This window comes from Bifidobacterium sp. LH_426 (genome assembly GCF_056356875.1).
Map to the genome: position 1 here is coordinate 1 of NZ_JBKEVB010000011.1, position 19,470 is coordinate 19,470.

Here is a 19,470-nt window from a genome sequence, read left to right on the forward strand (position 1 = left end):
CCGCATGAAACCATCGTCATAACGACGCCTGCGATTCCCGGACATGAGAAACCGCACCTCCAATCATCGAATCCGAATTACTTCAGTCCAACAATCAGGGTGCGGTTCAGACGAGGGGGCTGTCGGCGAAGCCGACTGGGGGAGAGACAGCGGAGTTCCCGCGGTCTCTCCTGATTGTCGTTTCGTGATATCGCCTCCTTCGTCAGAGGGAGGCTTTTTCATATTCGTACATATTCATGCATATTCGTATGCGTATCGATTCGCATGCACATCGATGGGAGGTCATCATGCCGGTGCTGGGACTCGGCCATGACGTGGTCGACGTGGCGGCGTTCGCCGAGCAGCTCGCGTTGCCCGGATCGCGCATGCGCGCGCTGTTCTCGGTGCGCGAGACGCGCCAGGCCGCGGCCCGCGCGGCGGCGAAGCACGACGGCGAGGCCGTGCATCTCGCCGCCAAATGGGCCGGCAAGGAGGCGGTCCTCAAGACGTGGTGCGAGGCCGTGGGGGAGGGGCCGTTGCCGTACACGATCGACGATTTCCCCTGGTCCGGCGTCGAGATTCTCGACGACGCGCACGGCCGCCCGCACGTCGCGCTGCGCGCCGACGTCGCACGCGCGTTGCGCGAGTCCGTGCCCCAGTCCTCCGCCTTCCGCTGGCATGTCTCCCTCACCCACGACGCCGGCGTCGCCTCCGCCGTCGCGCTCCTCGACTCATAACCCCATGGTGCGGTGAAATCCCCATGGTGCGGTGCTGCAAAACGGCCATTTTCCAACGATATGGAGATTGTGTGTTGCCGCACCATGGGAGTGATGGGCGATGGCGGACGGGCGTGGGGTGCAAACGCTGTTACCGTTGCGGCGACGCGTCTCGAAACGGTTTGACACGCCGGTTATCGAACCGGTTTGATAACACGCGCGCGCGACGATACACTGGACACCGTCATCGCATACAACCAACGACGAAGTTAGGCATCGCAGCTAAAAGGAGTCACAGATGGCCGAAACCACCGCAACCAAGTCCGCCCCCGCGACCGACGACGTGTTCGCCGCGCGACTCGCCCGCCATCACGACGAATTCGAATCCCTGTTCCGCATGCTGTACGGCGACTCGCCGGAGCTCGCCGTCTTCGAGCGCGCCATGGCCGAGGCCTACGCCGAGCGCCCCGCCGACCTCAAGGCCCTCGACATCGAGCGCGAGAAGGACCCCGAGTGGTACAAGCGCGGCGACATGTTCGGCATGACCATGTACACCGACCTGTTCGCGGGTGACCTGAAGAAGCTCGCCGGCAAGATCGACTACCTCAAGGAGCAGAAGCTCACCTATCTGCACCTCATGCCGCTGCTGAAGATGCCCCACCCGGACAACGACGGCGGCTACGCCATCGAGGACTTCGACACCGTCGACCCGTTGCTCGGCTCCAACGAGGACCTCGCCGCCCTCACCAAGAAGCTGCGCAAGGCCGGCATCAGCCTGTGCCTCGACTTCGTGATGAACCACACCGCCTCCTCCCACCGCTGGGCGAAGGCCGCCGAGGCCGGCGACCCCGAATACCAGGACTACTACTTCTGCTACGACGACCGCACCATCCCCGACCAGTACGACGCCGTCGTCCCGCAGGTCTTCCCGAACACCGCGCCCGGCAACTTCTCCTGGAACGAGAAGATGGGCAAGTGGGTCATGACCCAGTTCTACCCGTTCCAGTGGGACCTCAACTACCGCAACCCGAAGGTCTTCACCGCGATGATGACCTCCGTCATGCACCTCGCCAACCTCGGCGTCGAGGTGTTCCGCCTCGACGCGGTGCCGTACATCTGGAAGCAGTTCGGCACCAACTGCCGCAACCTGCCGCAGGTCCACACCATCGTGCGCATGATGCGCATGATGCTCGAGATCGTCTGCCCGGCCGTCGTCCTCAAGGGCGAGGTCGTCATGGCCCCCAAGGAGCTCGCCGCCTACTTCGGCACCCCCGAGCGCCCCGAATGCCACATGCTGTACAACGTGTCCATCATGGTGAACCTGTGGGCCGCGCTCGCCAGCGGCGACGTGCGTCTGCTCAAGCGCCAGGCCGACAAGCTCAACGCCCTGCCGGACAACTGCTGGTTCGTCAACTACCTGCGCTGCCACGACGACATCGGCTGGGGCCTCGACGAGGACGAGGAGGTGCGCCTCGCCATCGACCCGCTCAAGCACAAGGAGTTCCTGTACCACTTCTACGAGGGCACCGTGCCCGGCAGCTGGGCCATGGGCGAGCTGTACAACTACGACGAAGCCACCAAGGACGCCCGCAGCTGCGGCACCGCCGCCTCCCTGTGCGGCGTCGAGAAGGCGCTCATCACCCACGACAAGCCCGCCTACGAGAAGTCCATCGACCGCGACCTGCTGCTCCACCGCGCGATGGCGTTCCTGCGCGGCTTCCCGATGCTCAACTGCGGCGACGAGATCGGCCAGCTCAACGGTTGGGACTACAAGGAGGACCCGGACCGCGTGGCCGACAGCCGCAACCTGCACCGCAGCAAGTTCGACTGGAAGAAGGCCGCCGAACGCCACACGTCCGGCACGCTCCAGAACCGCCTGTGGGAGGGCATGGAGTCCCTGCGCGAGATGCGCGACGACCCGTGCTTCGGCCCGGACGCGTGGGTGACCACGTGGGACACCCACGACGACGCGATCCTCGCCGTCCTGCGCAAGGAGGGCGAGCGCACGATTGTCGGCCTGTTCAACTTCACCGACGCCGACACCTACGCCGTGCTCGACAGCACCGCCGACGTCACGCTCCCCGAGCGCGTCGACCTCAAGCCCTACGAGGCGAAGATCATCGTCGCCCACGAGTGAGCGCTCCCCGAATCGTCGTCGCGGGGTGACGCCGCACGCGCCGCTCCACGACGTACCATCATCGGCATCGTGTCCTGTTCCTCTCGGACGCGATGCCGTCCCACCTGTGGCCCCGGCCGCGCGGATCCCCTTCCCGCGCGGCCGGGGCCATCCATATTCCGGCGGCGATCCGGGCGGCGGGTCCGGCGATCCCGCGACGGTGGAAGAACCAGGTCATCGCCCGTCGCCGCGCGCTACAGTCGCGTACATGGGAATCATCGGGAACGATGCGCGCATGCCGCGCACGGAACAGGTCGCCGACCGCGTCGTCGCCGTCGACGAGACCGGATCGACGAACACGCTCGCGCGCGAGCTGGTCGCGTCGGGGAAATTCGCCGGGAAGACCGTCACCGTCGTCGCGGCCGACCGGCAGACCGCCGGACGCGGCCGCCTCGACCACACGTGGGAAAGCGCGCCGGGAGAGTCGTCCACCGTATCGTACGTCGTGACCGTGCCACGCGCGCTCGCCGTCGACGGGACGGTCAACGGCTGGCTGCAGATGACCGCCGGCCTCGCCACGCTCGACGGATTGCGGGCAGCGCTCGCGGAGGTCGGCGCGAAGCCGTTGCGCGATGCGGAATCCGGCGACGACGACGGTGACGACGGCGGTGTCGCGGCCGCCGGCCGTCTCGGACTCAAATGGCCGAACGACATCTTCGTCGGCGGCCTGAAACTCGGCGGCATCCTCGCCGAACTCGTGCCGTTGCCGGAACGTCCCGGAATCCCGGAATCCGACGACGTCGCCATCGTCTTCGGCGTCGGACTGAACCTCGCCGTGCCCGCCGACTGGCTGCCCACGCCGCAGGCCACGTCGTTGCAATTGCACTACGCGCCGTTGCCGTCGGGGGAGGAGATGCGCGACCGGATCGCCGCCGGGACCGTCGTCGCGCTGCGCCGCCGTCTCGCCGCGTTCGCCGCCGGGCCGCGCGACGCGGCGGCGGCGTTGCGGCGCGAGACGGCCGGCGTGTGCGTCACGCTCGGACGCCGCGCCGTCGCGCACTTCACCGACGGAAGTTCGCTGGAAGGCGAGGCCGTCGCGCTGAACGACGACGCGTCGCTCACGATCCGCGACGACGCCGGCGTGACGCACGTCGTGCGCACCGCCGACGTCGGCGTGCTGCCCGCGTGACCTGTGACGACGACACGACGGTGCCGCGCGGGTTGTGCGTCGCGCGGCCTTGTGTATAATGGCACGAGTTGTTTTATCGGAGTGATTCGATGAGACGATGCGCGGATGTAGCTCAATGGTAGAGCCTCAGTCTTCCAAACTGATTACGCGGGTTCGATTCCCGTCATCCGCTCCACTAAGAGCCGACGGGATTCCGCCGGCTTTCTGCGTTGTGAGGGGTGCATTCGAACTGTTCCGAATGCGTATCTTTGTTGCGAGGGGTACCTGATTCCGGATATCCCGGGTACGTGTGGCTTTATATCGGGGTTCATACTCGGGAAACTGGTCTGGAGGCACCCCTCGTAAGCCAGATGGATGTCCGTGACGCGTTCTTCTCCGGCGGCTTGCAGTATCGTGGACGGAAGAAAAACGGCGCGCGCCGTGGTCGGGCGCGACGGATGTGAAGGAACGACGGCAAGCGAGGCGGTATATGGCGGACGAGAGCGAACGCAACGAGGCCACCGAGATCGTGGACGGCAGGGTCGAGACGGTCGAGGTGTCGAAGCATCCGGAGGCGACGATTCCCGAGACCGACCTGTCGCTCGCGGACATCGAACGCGGACGCTCCCACCCCGTGCGCTGGGCCGTGTACGCCGTGGCCGTGCTCGTCGCGATCATCGCGCCGTACTGGTACGGGCGCGCGCTCGCCGTCAACGACACCGCGTGGCTGACCGCGCACCTCGACGAGTTCACGCCGCAGGGCATGACGTTCCTCTCGTGGACGGTCACCCTGACGGCCATCGCCATGCTGGGCGTCGCGATCGTCGACTCCGGGCGGTGGATCTGGCGCATCCTGTTCGTGATCGGGCTCGCCGCCGAACAGTTCGTCGCCGGCGTGGCGCTGCTCAGACTTGACTTCTGGTATTCGACGTACGTCGTGTACGGCGAATCGGCGACCGTCGCGAACGCGGCCAACCTCGGCATCATCGCCGCCGGATTCGGCGTGGCCGTGTTCGCCGTGATCTGGGTGGGTCTGCTCGTCGTCATCAGGAAGGAGTCGCCGCTCAACGTGCTCACGCGCAGCTGGGCGTCGTTCATCCTGTTCTTCGTGATCGAGGTGGCGGCGCTGCTCGTCGTCATGTTCGGCGGGCTGCTCTCCACCGTCGCCGCGTGATTCGTGGCGCGGACGGGCGAGGCGTGTTCGCCGTGCGCGTGACACGCACGTCCGCGCCGTGTCCTATAGTTTCCATTTGGCGTAAATCGCCCGCGGATAGAGAGCGCTCCACGCACCGAGCATGGGGCACCGCGCAACGACCATAAGGAGGATGCCGTGGCACTTACGGCTGAAGAGAAGTCCCAGATCATCAACGAGTTCGCGACGCACGAGGGCGACACCGGCTCCCCGGAGGTCCAGGTCGCGCTGCTCTCCAAGCGCATCTCCGACCTGACCGAGCACCTGAAGAAGCACCAGCACGACCACCACTCCCGTCGCGGCATGCAGATGATGATCGGTGACCGTCGCTCCCTGCTCGACTACCTCAAGCGCAACGACATCAACCGTTACCGTGCGCTGATCGAGAAGCTTGGTCTGCGTCGATAGTACAGACTTCCGCCCGGGCGCCTTACGGCGTTCGGGCGTTTTACATACGCCTGCCAAACGGCAACACAACCGAAGAGGGGACGGATTCGAGAGGACGGGCCGCAAGGTGCGGCCGACGAGAGAATCCGGTTTACGAATCGTGAGTTGACACGAGGGCGCGGCCGGGGGTCGCGCATGGCGACGGCGGGAGGCTCGATCGGAGGTCCGATCGGATGGGGCCGCGCCGCCGGAACGAAAGCGAATGTAAGAGCCTGGCCCGGCTGAAGATGGGCCGCATGGTTGTAGGAAAAGACAAGACAAAGGAGGAACCCTGATGGAGGGTCCCGAAATCAAGGCCGCAGAGGCCATCATCGACAATGGGTCGTTCGGCAAGCGCACGCTGCGCTTCGAGACCGGCCGTCTCGCCCAGCAGGCTGACGGCGCCGTCGCCGCCTACCTGGACGACGACACCATGGTGCTGAGCACCACCACCGCCGGCAACAGCCCGAAGGAGAACTACGACTTCTTCCCGCTGACCGTCGACGTCGAGGAGAAGATGTACGCCGCCGGCAAGATCCCCGGCTCCTTCTTCCGCCGCGAAGGCCGCCCGTCCAACGACGCGATCCTGGCCTGCCGCATCATCGACCGCCCGCTGCGCCCGCTGTTCCCGCACACGCTGCGCAACGAGGTGCAGGTCGTCGAGACGATTCTGTCCGTCAACCCGGATGACGCGTACGACGTGGTCGCCCTCAACGCGGCCTCCGCCTCCACCATGATCTCCGGCCTGCCGTTCTCCGGCCCGGTCTCCGGCGTGCGCCTGGCCCTCATCGACGGCCAGTGGGTCGCCTTCCCGACCTGGTCCGAGCGTGAGCGCGCCGTGTTCGAGATCGTGGTCGCCGGCCGCGTGATCGACAACGGCGACGTCGCGATCGCCATGATCGAGGCGGGCGCCGGCAAGAACGCCTGGCACCTCATCTACGACGAGGGCCAGACCAAGCCGGACGAGACCGTCGTGGCCGAAGGCCTCGAAGCCGCCAAGCCGTTCATCAAGGTCATCTGCGAGGCCCAGAACGAGCTCAAGGCCGCCGCGGCGAAGGAGACCCGCGAGTTCCCGCTGTTCCCGGAGTACACCGAGGACCTCTACAACCGCATCGACGAGATCGCCCACCAGGATCTCAACGAGGCGCTGACCATCGCGGAGAAGCTGCCGCGTCAGGAGCGCATCCACGAGATCAAGGAGCACGTGCGCGAGATCCTCGCCAACGAGTTCACCGACATGGACGACGCCGAGAAGGACAAGGAGCTCGGCAACGCGTTCAAGGAGCTGCAGCGCCAGATCGTGCGCCGCCGCATCCTCACCGAGGACTACCGCATCGACGGCCGTGGCCTCAAGGATATCCGCACCCTGTCCGCCGAGGTGGACATCGTGCCGCGCGTCCACGGCTCCGCCCTCTTCCAGCGCGGCGAGACCCAGATCCTGGGCGTCACCACGCTGAACATGCTCAAGATGGAGCAGCAGCTCGACTCCCTGTCCGGCCCGCAGTCGAAGCGCTACATGCACAACTACGAGATGCCGCCGTATTCCACCGGCGAGACCGGCCGCGTCGGCTCCCCGAAGCGCCGCGAGATCGGCCATGGCGCCCTCGCCGAGAAGGCCCTCGTGCCGGTGCTGCCGAGCCGCGAGGAGTTCCCGTACGCGATCCGCCAGGTCTCCGAGGCCATCGGCTCCAACGGCTCCACCTCCATGGGCTCCGTGTGCGCCTCCACCCTGTCGCTGCTGGCGGCGGGCGTGCCGTTGAAGGCCCCGGTCGCGGGCATCGCGATGGGCCTGGTCTCCGGCGACGTCGACGGCCAGCACATCTACAAGACCCTGACCGACATCCTGGGCGCCGAGGACGCGTTCGGCGACATGGACTTCAAGGTGGCCGGCACCTCCGAGTTCATCACCGCCCTGCAGCTCGACACCAAGCTGGACGGCATCCCGGCCGACATCCTCGCCGCCGCGCTGCAGCAGGCGAAGGACGCCCGCACCACGATCCTCGAGGTCATCAACGAGTGCATCGACGGCCCGGCCGAGATGAGCGAGTTCGCCCCGCGCATCATCACCACCTCCGTCCCGGTCGAGAAGATCGGCGAAGTCATCGGCCCGAAGGGCAAGATGATCAACCAGATTCAGGAGGACACCGGCGCCGAGATCGCGATCGAGGACGACGGCACCGTCTTCATCTCCTCCGAAGGCGGCGAGGCCGCCGAGAAGGCGAAGCAGATCATCGACTCCATCGCCAACCCGCATGTGCCGGAAGCCGGCGAGACCTACAACGGCAAGGTCGTCAAGACCACGTCGTTCGGCGCGTTCGTGAACCTCACGCCGGGCACCGACGGCCTGCTGCACATCTCCCAGATCCGCAACCTCACCAACGGCGAGCGCATCGACCAGGTTGAGGACGTGCTCAAGGAGGGCGACACCGTCGAGGTCGTCGTCCAGGGCGTCGACGACCGCGGCAAGATCTCCCTCGCGATCCCCGGCTTCGAGGATCAGGAGAACAACGCGCGTCGCGGCGGCGACCGTCCGGCCCGCGGCGAGCGCGACGACCGTCGCGGCTCCCGCGGCCCGCGTCGTGACCGTGACGACCGTCGCGACCGCGACGACGATTTCGATGATCGTCCGCGTCGTCGCCGTTCCGACGACCGTGACGACCGTCGCGATGATCGTGATTACGATGATCGTCCGCGTCGCCGTCGCGCCGAGCGTGACTACGACGATCGCGATCGTGATTACGATGATCGTCCGCGTCGTCGCCGTTCCGACCGTGACTACGATGACCGCGACGACCGTCGCGTCTCCCGCGCCGACCGTGATGACGATCGTCCGCGTCGTCGTCGTTCCGATCGTGATGACGACCGTCGCTCCGACCGTGACGACCGTCGCGGCGGCCGTGGCCGTGGCGGCTACGACCGCAATCCGCGCTACGCGACCGACGAGAACTATGACGAGTACCACGCGGACCGCATCGAGCGCACCGAGCGCCCGCGCCGCCGCGTCCGTCGCGACTTCGATCCGTTCGAGGACTGATTCGGACTGATCGGACTGTGGTCGCTGGTTCTCTCTCGGCCCCCCTCTGACGAGGGGGCTGTCAGACGAAGTCTGACTGGGGGAGAGACCTGAACGCAAAACGAGGGGTGGATGCCGACCCATATGTGGACCGGCATCCACCCCTCGTTTGTTCTCCCGCGTATGTCGACCGCGCTACAGCCCGGCCTCGGCGAGGGCGTGGTCGATGTCGCGGATGAGGTCGTCGGTGTCTTCCAGGCCGACGGCGAGGCGGAAGAATCCGCGATGGAACTCCTCCGGGTACAGGTACTGACGTTCGTCGTCCTCGCCGAGGAACACGATGAGGCTTTCGTCATGGCCGAGCGAGACGGCGGACGTGATTACGTTGAGCTTGCTGACGAACCGGTTGTGCCCGTCATGGTCGGTGTCGAGCCCGAACGAGAGGACGCCACCGAAGCCCGCGTCCGGGCGGGCGAGCTGTCGCGCCGCCACGTCGTGGTGCGGATGCGATTCGAGTCCCGGATAGGCGACGAACCGCACTTGCGGCAACGATTCCAGATGTTTCGCGATGGCCAGGGCGGAGGCGTTGTGCTGGCGCATGCGCAACGGCAGCGTGACGGATCCGCGGTTGATGAGCCACGCGTTGAACGGCGAGATGATGCCGCCGTAGTTCACCTGGTAGGTGAAGCGGATCTGGTCGGTGAGCTCCTTGCAGGTGGCGATGGCGCCGCCGAGCGCGTCGCCGTGTCCGTTGATGTATTTGGTGAGGCTTTCGATGACGATGTCCGCGCCGAGGTCGGCGGGGCGCACGTTGAACGGCGAGTTGAACGTGTTGTCGACGGACAGCAGCGCGCCGGCGTCGTGCGCGAGCTTGGCCGCCGCCTCGATGTCCGTGACCTTGAGGGTCGGGTTGGCGGGCGTCTCGATGTGCACGAGCTTCGTGTTCGGGCGGATCGCGTCCGCGATGTTCCGCGGATCGGACGTGTTGACGATCGACGTCTCGATGCCGTACTTCTCCGGCAGGATCTGGTTGAGCAGACGGTAGGCGGCGATGTACGTCGTGTCGGAGAAGATCGCGTGGTCGCCGCGGTTCAGCAGCGTGGTGAACGTGGCGGCGAGGGCGGCGACGCCGGAAGCGAGCACGACCGCGTCCTCCGTGCCTTCCAGGTTCGCGAGCTTCGCCTCCAGATAGCGCTGGTTCGGGTGGCCGTTGCGCGTGTACAGGTTCACGTCGGAGCTGGACCAGTTGATGTCGGAGGGGTCGTAGGGCAGGGCGTAGGCGTTCGCCAGCGTGATCGGACGGCGGATCGCGCCGGTCTCGGCGTCGACCCCGTTGCCGAGGTGGATGGATTTGGTCGCGAACCCGAGGGGCGTGCCGTCGAAGGATTCGCCATGATGTACGAGATCTGAGGTCATGGTTTCGGTTTACCAGCCGCTCGTCTCCCGCGCGAGTGCGCGTGGTCGGCGGGAATCCGCGGAATCGCAAGGTTTGATAGCCTCCCATAGGAAGAACCGTGCCCGATTGCGGTGCTCGCGCTTCTCCACGCGGGGAATCCCTCGCGCTCCGGGCCCATGGTGCGGCGAAAACCCCATGGTGCGGAAAACCGCTCATGGTGCGGTGGCGGGAAACGTTGGTATTCCGCCGTTATGGAGATTATGTGTTGCCGCACCATGGGAGTGTGGTCGGCGGTGACACGCCGGGCGGGGCGATGACCGGTGGATATCTACCGGTTTGTTGCGGGGCGTGGAAGAATGGGTGCAAGCGGTTACGGATGATCGCGGACGATTTGCGGGACATGGGCGCGTGGGTGCGGCCGTGTCCCCCGAGCGAAGGAGCGGGCCATGGGCGGTGCAGCGGTGGCGATAGTGATTGTGGTGGTGATTCTGGCGGTCGTCATCGGACTGGTCGCGTGGACGATCGCCGCCTATAACGGCCTCGTGCAGTTGCGCAATCGGGTCGGCAACGGCTGGGCGCAGATCGACGTGCAGCTGAAGCAGCGCGCCGACCTCATCCCGAACCTCGTCGAAACGGTGAAGGGGTATGCGGCGCACGAGTCCGGCGTGCTCACGCAGGTGACGGCCGCACGCGCCGGCGCGATGGCCGCCGCGGCCCCGGGCGCCACGATCGCCCAACGCGCCGCCGCCGAGAACCAGCTGTCGCGCGCGTTGCTCAACCTTACGGCCACGGCCGAGGCATATCCGCAGCTGCAAGCCAACCAGAACTTCGTGAACCTCCAGAACCAGCTGCAGGCGCTCGAGCAGAAGATCGCGTACGCGCGCCAGTTCTACAACGACGTGGTGATGAAGTACAACACGCGCATCGAGACCGTGCCGAGCAACATCATCGCGGGACTCTTCCACTTCACGCAGGCGCAGTACTTCGCCGCCGACGAGGCGAGCCGCGCCGTGCCGCAGGTGAGGTTCTGACCGGCGGCCGTACGGAACGGGGCGACAAGCTCGTGAAAGGAGGTGGACGACGATGCGCAGACGACTGATCAACGCCGTGTTCGGCGCGCTGATCGCCACGGCCGTCCTCGTGGGCATCCTCGTCATCAGCCATGTCGGCGGCGTCGACGGTGCGACGATGAGCTACCGGACCATCGACTACACGGCCGTCGCCACCGCCGACGGCGATCTCAAGGTCACCGAACACCTCGACTACAAGCTCAAGGCGCGCGAGGACGAGGACGGCCACACCAAACGCTGGAAGCAGCTCTACTGGCAGTACACGCTCGACCCGGAAAAGCTCACCGACATCACGGACATCAGCGTGCGCAACGCCACTACCGGCGAGACCTACACGCGCATCGAACCGCGGAACCCCGACCTTGTCGGCGACGGCACGTGGGACATCGAATACGCGAACCACTGGTACATCGCCGACGTGACCGACGGCGCCGACGACCCGCAGCCCTACGAACCCGGGGAGGACGGGCTCGCCACCGGCTACGGCGCGCCCAAGACCATCGAGATTGGCTGGAACATCCCCGCCGTCAAGGAGACCGACAGTCTGAGATTCGACGTCTCGTTCACCATGCACGACGTCGCCACGAAACACCCGGACGTCACCACCTTCCAATGGGAGCCCATCGAAACCAGCAACCAGGTGCCCGCCGGCGTCGTCACCGGCGTGGTGCGGTTCCCCGAAGGCGTCACGAAAGCCGACGCATGGAGCTGGCTGCACACCGAAAGCGTCAGCGGGACCAATACGGACGCCGAAGGGCGCACCGACGACGGCACCCTCCGCTTCACCGTCCACGACCTCAAGGCCGGCGGCTACATCAACGTCGTCGCCGCCTACGATTCCGAGCACGCCGGCACCGTGAAACGCTCCGATCCCCATATCGGGCTCGCCCGACTCAAAGCGGATGAGAAAGCCAAGGAACAGGCATGGCGGGACCGGCAACGCGGCACCGCCCGACTCCGCCTCGCCACATGGGCGGGCCTCGCGCTCGCGGCCGTCGCGCTCATCGCATGGGCGCTCGCCGCCGTGTTCCGCACGCGCCGTCTCGCCGGCTACCACGGCTCCATCGAATACTGGCGTGATCCTCCCGGCGTCAGCCCCGCCTGCGCCGCCCGCCTCATCGACGCGGTCGACACGCTCCCGTCCGGCAAGACGGGGAAGACCGACGACCGTGCGCTCGCCGCGACCGTGATGGCGCTCGCCGTGAAGAAGGCCATCGCCATCTACCCCGGTTCCGCCGACCTGTACCGCGGCATCGATCTGAGCCGGGCGGACGCGGTCGGCATCTCCCGCATGATCGGCGCCGACCTGGGCAGGATCAACGCCGCGCGCTCCACCAGCACCATCGTCATCCTGCCCGCCGCACTCGGCGCGGGGCGTCCGGGGCTCGGCCTGTGCCGCTCCGAATCCGCCTGCTTGGACCTGCTCATCGCCATCTCCTACCGCGTGGGAGGCCCGGTGTTCGATCTCATGCAGATGCGCGCCGCCTGCAGGAAATGGAAGGACGGCTACAAGCCGCTCGGCGGGTTCGCCGCAGCCGCGGAAAGCGAGTTCATCCTGCTCGACGCCACCCGGTCGACCGTTCCCAGCTACGCGACGCCCGGCATCCTCCTCGTGCTTCTCGGCTGCGCGCTGCTCGTCACCCCGGTCCTCACCTCGAACATCGCCGTGCAGCTGTGCGTGGGCGCCCCGTCGTTCTTCACCGGCGTGTTCACGTTCCTGGCCAGCGCGCCCCTCACGCTCACCGCGCGCGGCCAGGACCTCGGCGGCAGATGCCTGGGGCTCAAACGCTATATGGAGGATTTCTCCGACTTCACCGACCGCGGCGCGGCCGACCTGGCCCTATGGGACTGGTACATGGTGTACGCGGCAGCGTTCGGCATCTCCCGGCGCATGGTGGCCGAACTCGCCAAGGCATACCCCGAGGTTGCCGACCCCGATTGGCTCGACGCGAACGGTTCCGGCTCCCTCTGGTATTGGAGCTACCGTCCGTACCGGTGGCGGAGCCGCCATGACGGTGCGGACACGTCCGGCACGTCCGGTTCCCCCATCGGCGCGGACGGATTCGGCGGGCCGGGCTCCGGCGGCTTCATGTTCGGCGGCGACTCGTTCGCGGCCGGTCTGGGCGACATCGGTTCGCAGCTGAGCTCCGGATTCGCGTCCGTCTCCTCCACGATCTCGGCCGCGGCGCCGTCCTCCGACGGCGGTTTCGGCGGGAGCGGCGGTGGAAGCGGTTTCGGCGGAGGCGGCGGCGGGTCGGGCGGCGGCTCCGCCGGTGGTCGCTGATTCGCGGAACGCCGCGACGGGATGCCGCGGGATATGAACGGATGCGACGGGACACGCCGTACCGGTGGGATGATGGCGTACGGGCATGGAATCTCGAAGATCGGGGGCGACGGGACATGGCGACACGACATGGCAGGACGATGCGGCGGTCCGTCGGAAGACGGATCGGCGGCGCGCTGGTCGGCGGCCTCATCGTCGGGGCCTTGGTCTTCGCCGTGATGTTCGCATCCGTCCACTTCGCCGTCCGGACCTCGCCGATCGGCTACCGCAGTCTCGACTACGAGATGGCGGTGCAACCCAACGGCGACCTCAAGGTCACGCAGCACATCGACGTGAGGCTCGACAAGCGCGACGGCGACGATCCGTGGAGACAGCTCTTCCAACGCTACGAGATCAACAGTTTCGATCTGACGGACATCACCGACATCTCCGTGCGCGACGCCGATACCGGCCAGACGTACACGCAGGAGGATCCGATCTCGCCGACCGACGTTTCCGCCGACGCCCGATGGGACCGCTACCACGCCGGGCACTGGTACATCGCCGACACGGATGCCCCATGGACGGACACGGGCCCGCAGGCGTACACGCCCGGCCGCGACGGGCTCCCCATCTACGACGACCCCACGGAGTATCAGGACTACGCCAAGGTGCACGGACTCGACGACTCGCCGACCAAAACCGTGGAGATCGGATGGAACATCCCCACCACCGTGAAGGCGCGCAGCATGCGCTTCGACGTGACGATGACCCTCGTGGGCGCCGCCACCCTCTACCAGGACGTCGCATCCTTCCAATGGGAGCCGATATCCATCGACAACACAATCCCCATCGGCGCGGTGACCGGAACCATACGCTTCCCCGAAGGCGCCCGCGCGTCGGATTCATGGGGGTGGCTCCACTCCGCGGGAGTCTCGGAGATGTCGCGCGACACGGACGGAACCCTGCGGTTCGCCGTGCGCAACGTGAAGGCCGGGCGGCCTCTCGACATGGTCGTCGCCTACGACGCCGACGTGGTCCGGGACACCTTCCACGGCACGCGCGGCAGCCAATACAGGCCGGTCGGCACCTGGATACGGCACGATGACTGGGCGCAGCTGCCCTCGCTCAAACGGGAGGAGAGCGAGCGGGAACGGCAATGGCACGACCGTCAGCGGCGTAAGGCGACGACATGGGGCGTGGTCGCGGCGATCGGCGCGGCGCTCGCCATCGTCATGACGGCGTTCGCGCTGCGCGCGCTGCTCCGTTCGCTTCATCCCATGCCCGGCGGATCCGGCGACCCCGATGACACCACCGCGCCGGACCTCACGTATGTGCATGAGCCGCCGGATATCAGTCCGATCGGCGCCGCACGCATCGCGGAGATCCTCGGGCTGCCGGGGAAGGGCATGCCCGAAGGGCGTCGCCTGGCGGCCACCATCCTCGACCTCGCGCGCAGGGAAGCGATCGAACTCCGCACCGGTCCGGCGCAGGCCGTGACCATCACGATCCCGTCGCCACGCCGGGAGCACCACGACGGACCGCACCTGCGCCCGTACGAAGACAAGGCGCTGCTCCTGCTGGAAGGCGTTGCCGGACGTCTGGACCGTGACACGTTCGACCTGGACGAGATGCGCGCCGTCTGCAACACATGGAAGGACGGGGCCAAACTGCTCGACGACTACGAACGGGCCTGCAGACGCGAATGCCGGGGTCTCGGCGCTTCGGAACGCTCCGGGCGGATCGTCGGCGCGCTCGCCGCCGTCACCGGACTGTACGGCGTGGTCGCGGCGATCGTCGCCTGGAACGTCACCGGCGATCCCGCATCGGCGGCCATGTTCGTCGTCCCGTCGATCGCGATTGCCGTCGCCGCGGTGACGATCTGTCCCGACGAGACCCTCACCCGCAAGGGGCGGCGGTACGCCCGCCGGGTGTACGGGCTCTACCGCTATCTGGAGGATTCCGGCGGTTCCGCCGATCGTGACTCCGCCGATCGCGACTCCACCGATCGTGACGCCGCCGATGCGGCGTTCCGGGACCGTCTGCTCGTGTACGCGACGGCCATGGGAGTCTCCGGCAAGGTGATGCACGGGTTCGCCGGGGCGTCCGGCGCCATCGGCGGCATCGGCGCGCAGCTGCGCGATCAGCTCGCCAGGGTCGCCGTCGCGATTTGGGCGGCGTCATCGGCAGTGTCGTCGACGTCGTCATCATCGGGCAGTGGTTCCGGCGGTGGTTCCGATGGCATCGGGAGCGACGTCGGCGATGCCGGGAACGGCGGGTTCGACGGCGGGTTCGACGGGACGGACGGCGGTTCCGGCGGCGGATCGTTCGGAGGCCGGTGAGATCCACGGTGAGATCCACGCGGATGCCTACGCTGGAACCGGCATGACGCGCGTCCGCCGCCTCACGGCCAACGAGAGAACGTGAGGCGTGACGGGCGCGACGACGACCAGCCAAGACGGGAACGCAAGGAAGGAGCGCACCATGGCGCTGTACCGCAATCTGGGACCATTCTCCACCACCGCGATCGGCCACGGCGAGATGCCGCTGACCATCGAGAACAACCGCGGGCACGAGGTCGGCATCGAAACGCTGCACGCCTCGCTTGACGCCGGCTGCCGCCACATCGACACCGCGTGGGCCTACTACACGCCCGGCGAGGAGGAACAGACCGGCGAAAAGCTCGTGCGCGAGGCGCTCGCCACGTGGAAGGGGCCGAAGAGCGAGGTGACCGTCGCCACGAAGATCGGTCTGCGCCGCGCATGGGAGGGCGACAAGCCGGTCTGGCCGCGCGACGGCAAGCCGGAGCATCTCATCGAATACGGCAAGCAGTCGGCGATGGCGCTCGGCGTCGACACCATCGACCTGCTCTACCTGCACCGCCACGATCCGGAGGTGCCGTACAACGAGTCCGTCGAGGCGCTCAAGCAGCTCGTCGACGAGGGCGTGGCCCGCGTGGCCGGCGTGTCCAACGCGTCGATCGAACAGATCGACATCGCGCGTTCGATCCTCGGCGACAAGCTCGTCGCCGTGCAGAACCAGTACTCGCCGATCCATCTGGAGACGCAGGACACGCTCGACTACTGCGCGAAGCTGGGCCTCGTGTTCGTGTGCTGGAGCCCGCTCGGCGGCTACCGCCACCCGTACGACGAATCCAAGTTCGACCCGTTCCGCGAGGTCGCGGCCGCGCACGGCGTGAGCTACCAGCAGGTCACGCTCGCGTGGGAGCTCGCCAAGGGCGACCACATGTTCGTCATCCCCGGCGCCCATCGCCCCGAGACGATTCTCGACTCCCTCAAGGCCGACCAGCTCGAACTCACCCCGGACGAGATGGCCAAGCTCGGCTGATTGCCGGTCTCATACCAATCCGGCCAGTACCTGCGCCGCCCCGGCGAACTCCTCCGGGGTGGTGTAGGCGTAGCTCAGGCGCAGGGCGTTGTCGCCCTCGAAATCGTAGATGTCGCCCGGATTGAGCAGCACGCCGCGCTCGGCGGCCTGCTGGAACAGCCGTCCCATGCGCACCGGCTCGTCGAACGTGAGCCAGATGTAGAACCCGCCGTGCGGCACGTTCCAATGCGCGCGCCCGGCGAACAGCCGTTCCAGCGTCTCCAGCGCCGCGTCGCGCCGGCGGCGCAGTTCGGCGCGCAGACGCCCCAGATACTCCGTGTACAGCCCGCTTGTCAGGAACCGAGCGAACACCCATTGGCTGAGCGTGCTCGCGCCGTAATCCATCTGCATCTTCACGTCCGCGAGCCGGTGCACGATCCGCTCGTCGGCCACGATCCATCCGATGCGCAATCCCGGTGCGAGCGCCTTCGACGCGCTGCCCAGCGTGATCACCATGCCCGTCCCGTCATAGGATTTGAGCGCGCGCGGCGTGGACCCCTCGAAGACGAGATCCTGATACGCGCAATCCTCGATGATCGGCAGCCGGTGCGCCACGCACGCGTCGATGAGCGCGCGTCGGCGCTCCTCGGGCATCGTCACGCCGGTCGGATTGTGGTTCGTGGGAATCGTATAGAGGACGGCGTCGCCGGCGTGCTCGTCGCGTTTCGCCATCCGCTGAGGTCCGGCCGGCGCGTTCGTCTCCGTCGCGGCGGACAACAGTCCGTCCAGCGCGTCCACGTCGAGACCGTCGCCGTCCATCGGCACGCCGGCGAGCCGCATGCCCGCCGACTGGAACACCTGCAGCGACTTGATGTAGCTCGGCGCCTCCGCGTAGACGGTCGATCCGGCGGACAGCAGGCTCACCGAGATCATCTGCAATCCCTGCAATGCTCCCGAGGAGACGAGCACCTGTCCGGGGCGGCAGTCGACGCCCCAGTCGCGCATGTGCGCGGCGATCGCCTCCCGCAGCACGTCCAGACCCTCTGGCGGCGGGTAGCCAAGCGCGTCGATCTCGGCGGCCGCCTCGCCGGCCACGCGCCGCCACATGTCGCGCGGGAAGAGCCGTGGGTCGATCTCCCCGGTGCCCAGACGCGTCTTCGTGCGGTCGAATTCGAGCCGGTTGATGGTCTGGATGGTCGCGTTGTTCGCCTTGAAGAATCCGGATGAGACGTAGTCCGCCCAGTCGGGCGCGCCGGGCAGCATCAGCGACCACGTGTTGCTCGCGATGCGCGTGCCGGCCCCGTGGCGCCCTTCGACGATGCCGTAGTCGGCGAGCTCCTGGACGGCGGCGATGATGGTGGACCGGTTCACGCCGAACGATTCGGCCAACGCGCGCTGACTGGGCAGCCTCGCGCCGATCGGCCACGCGCCGGAGGCGATGCGCCCGCACATGTAGTCGACGATCTGCTCGGTGACGGGCGTGGGACTCGTGCGGTCCGGGGCCCAGTCGATGTCGAGCGGCGTGGTACGCGGCATATGCGGCTCCTTGGTGGCTTGTCGGGTGTGGATGTTCCGCTTTGCCTCCCCTCTGACGAGGGAGGTGGCATCGCGCAGCGATGACGGAGGGAGAGACCCCGGCCGTGGGCCGGTGGGGGAGGCGGATTCCGCGCCCCCTTCAGGGGGAGCTGGCGGCCGCAGGCCGGCTGAGGGGGTGTTTGGTTGGGTGGTAAATGCTTGCCTTGGCTGGTTGCCAAGTGTAATCGGTTGCGTAGGATATGGCAACGGCATTGGAATGATGCGGATTGCATGGCATGTGATTCGCATATGGCTGGTTGGCTGAACTGTGTTTGGCTAGTTTTGGCTGGGTGTGGATTGCCCAGCCAAAACCAAAAAGCCGGTTGAGGGGCTGCCGTGACTACCCCTCAGACGGCCTGCGGCCGCCAGCTCCCCTGACAAGGGGAGCCGAGGGACGGGTGGAACCGCGCGTGACGCGGGTGCCGGCCGAGGGAACGAGGAACGAGGATGGGACTGTATATTCAAGGGCTCACGATGGGATTGGCGTACATCGCGCCGATCGGCATGCAGAACCTGTTCGTCATCAATTCGGCGTTGACGCGCACGCGCCGCAACGCGCTCATCACCGCGCTCATCGTCATCTGCTTCGACATGGCGCTGAGCCTGTCCTGCTTCTTCGGCGTGGGCGCGCTCATGCAGGCGCACCCGTGGCTGGAGAACATCGTGCTCGGTCTCGGCGGGCTCGTCGTCATCCGCATCGGCCTCGGCCTCGTCCTCCCCAAGCGTCGCACTACCGAACGCACCGCCGTCTCCGCTCCCGCCGGCGGGAGCTCCCGCGAAGCGGGTGAGGGTGGTCCGGCCGCAGGCCGCTCATCCGCTCCCGCCGCGGACCGTCCGGAGACCGCCCATCCCGCCGCCCGTCTCGGCGCACGCGGACTCATCGACACGATCGGCACCGCCTGCGCGGTCACCTGGTTCAACCCGCAGGCCATCATCGACGGCACGCTGATGCTCGGCGCGTTCGCCGCCACGTTGCACGCCGGGCAGACCACCCCGTTCATCACCGGCGTGGAGACCGCCTCCGTGCTGTGGTTCCTCGGCGTCACGCTCGTCGTCAACGCGTTCGCCCACAAGTTCAGCCCGAGGATCATCGACGTGCTCAACCGCGTGTGCGGCGGCGTCATCGCCCTCTACGGCGTCAAACTCCTCGTCGACTTCGCCCTCGCCGTCCTCTGACGCCGCCCCGCGCCCGCCCCGATTCGTCTCCCCGCGGGCCGCTACACTGTTGG

At 67.1% G+C, this 19,470-nt stretch carries 13 protein-coding genes and 1 tRNA gene; 12 read left to right on the plus strand and 2 right to left on the minus strand.

The window, feature by feature from the left end:
- Positions 1 to 287: 287 nt before the first annotated feature.
- The 7 genes from AC1AYD_RS09510 to AC1AYD_RS09540 all read left to right on the plus strand — a co-directional run bounded on the left by AC1AYD_RS09510 (position 288) and on the right by AC1AYD_RS09540 (position 8,631).
- A complete protein-coding gene (locus AC1AYD_RS09510; protein WP_476502861.1) occupies positions 288 to 716 on the plus strand; it encodes a holo-ACP synthase in 429 nt (142 codons plus the stop codon).
- 277 nt (positions 717 to 993) lie between these two features.
- Positions 994 to 2,832 (plus strand): alpha-amylase family protein, encoded by a 1,839-nt coding sequence (locus AC1AYD_RS09515; protein WP_476502860.1) that lies wholly within the window; start codon positions 994 to 996, stop codon positions 2,830 to 2,832.
- Positions 2,833 to 3,079: 247 nt separating this feature from the next.
- Entirely contained in the window at positions 3,080 to 4,000 is a 921-nt protein-coding gene (locus tag AC1AYD_RS09520; RefSeq protein ID WP_476545078.1) for a biotin--[acetyl-CoA-carboxylase] ligase, read from the plus strand.
- Positions 4,001 to 4,101: 101 nt separating this feature from the next.
- Positions 4,102 to 4,175, plus strand: a tRNA-Gly gene (locus AC1AYD_RS09525).
- Between the two features lie 294 nt (positions 4,176 to 4,469).
- Positions 4,470 to 5,153, plus strand: coding sequence for a hypothetical protein (locus AC1AYD_RS09530; RefSeq protein ID WP_476502858.1), 684 nt, complete (start codon positions 4,470 to 4,472; stop codon positions 5,151 to 5,153).
- Between the two features lie 156 nt (positions 5,154 to 5,309).
- Positions 5,310 to 5,579 (plus strand): 30S ribosomal protein S15, encoded by a 270-nt coding sequence (gene rpsO, locus AC1AYD_RS09535; protein WP_034527929.1) that lies wholly within the window; start codon positions 5,310 to 5,312, stop codon positions 5,577 to 5,579.
- A gap of 313 nt (positions 5,580 to 5,892) precedes the next feature.
- On the plus strand, positions 5,893 to 8,631 hold the full coding sequence (locus tag AC1AYD_RS09540; protein ID WP_476545079.1) for a polyribonucleotide nucleotidyltransferase: 2,739 nt from the start codon (positions 5,893 to 5,895) through the stop codon (positions 8,629 to 8,631).
- A gap of 174 nt (positions 8,632 to 8,805) precedes the next feature.
- On the opposite strand, the gene AC1AYD_RS09545 is transcribed toward AC1AYD_RS09540, so the two are convergent.
- Entirely contained in the window at positions 8,806 to 10,026 is a 1,221-nt protein-coding gene (locus AC1AYD_RS09545; protein ID WP_476545080.1) for a trans-sulfuration enzyme family protein, read from the minus strand.
- A 426-nt stretch (positions 10,027 to 10,452) separates the two neighbouring features.
- Between AC1AYD_RS09545 and AC1AYD_RS09550 the strand changes: the two genes are divergently transcribed.
- The 4 genes from AC1AYD_RS09550 (at position 10,453) to AC1AYD_RS09565 (ending at position 16,687) form a co-directional block, all read left to right on the plus strand.
- Entirely contained in the window at positions 10,453 to 11,037 is a 585-nt protein-coding gene (locus AC1AYD_RS09550; RefSeq protein WP_476502855.1) for a LemA family protein, read from the plus strand.
- 52 nt (positions 11,038 to 11,089) lie between these two features.
- The gene (locus tag AC1AYD_RS09555) at positions 11,090 to 13,360 is read left to right on the plus strand and encodes a DUF2207 domain-containing protein (RefSeq protein WP_476502854.1); all 2,271 of its coding nucleotides are present in this window, start codon (positions 11,090 to 11,092) and stop codon (positions 13,358 to 13,360) included.
- Between the two features lie 116 nt (positions 13,361 to 13,476).
- Complete coding sequence (locus tag AC1AYD_RS09560) at positions 13,477 to 15,681, plus strand: DUF2207 domain-containing protein (protein WP_476502853.1); 2,205 nt, start codon at positions 13,477 to 13,479, stop codon at positions 15,679 to 15,681.
- Positions 15,682 to 15,823: 142 nt separating this feature from the next.
- Positions 15,824 to 16,687, plus strand: coding sequence for an aldo/keto reductase (locus AC1AYD_RS09565; RefSeq protein WP_476502852.1), 864 nt, complete (start codon positions 15,824 to 15,826; stop codon positions 16,685 to 16,687).
- 9 nt (positions 16,688 to 16,696) lie between these two features.
- On the opposite strand, the gene AC1AYD_RS09570 is transcribed toward AC1AYD_RS09565, so the two are convergent.
- Positions 16,697 to 18,202, minus strand: coding sequence for an aminotransferase-like domain-containing protein (locus AC1AYD_RS09570; RefSeq protein ID WP_476502851.1), 1,506 nt, complete (start codon positions 18,200 to 18,202; stop codon positions 16,697 to 16,699).
- 486 nt (positions 18,203 to 18,688) lie between these two features.
- Here AC1AYD_RS09570 and AC1AYD_RS09575 point away from each other — a divergent pair, with 486 nt between their 5' ends.
- The gene (locus tag AC1AYD_RS09575) at positions 18,689 to 19,417 is read left to right on the plus strand and encodes a LysE/ArgO family amino acid transporter (RefSeq protein WP_476502850.1); all 729 of its coding nucleotides are present in this window, start codon (positions 18,689 to 18,691) and stop codon (positions 19,415 to 19,417) included.
- The last annotated feature ends 53 nt before the right edge of the window (positions 19,418 to 19,470 follow it).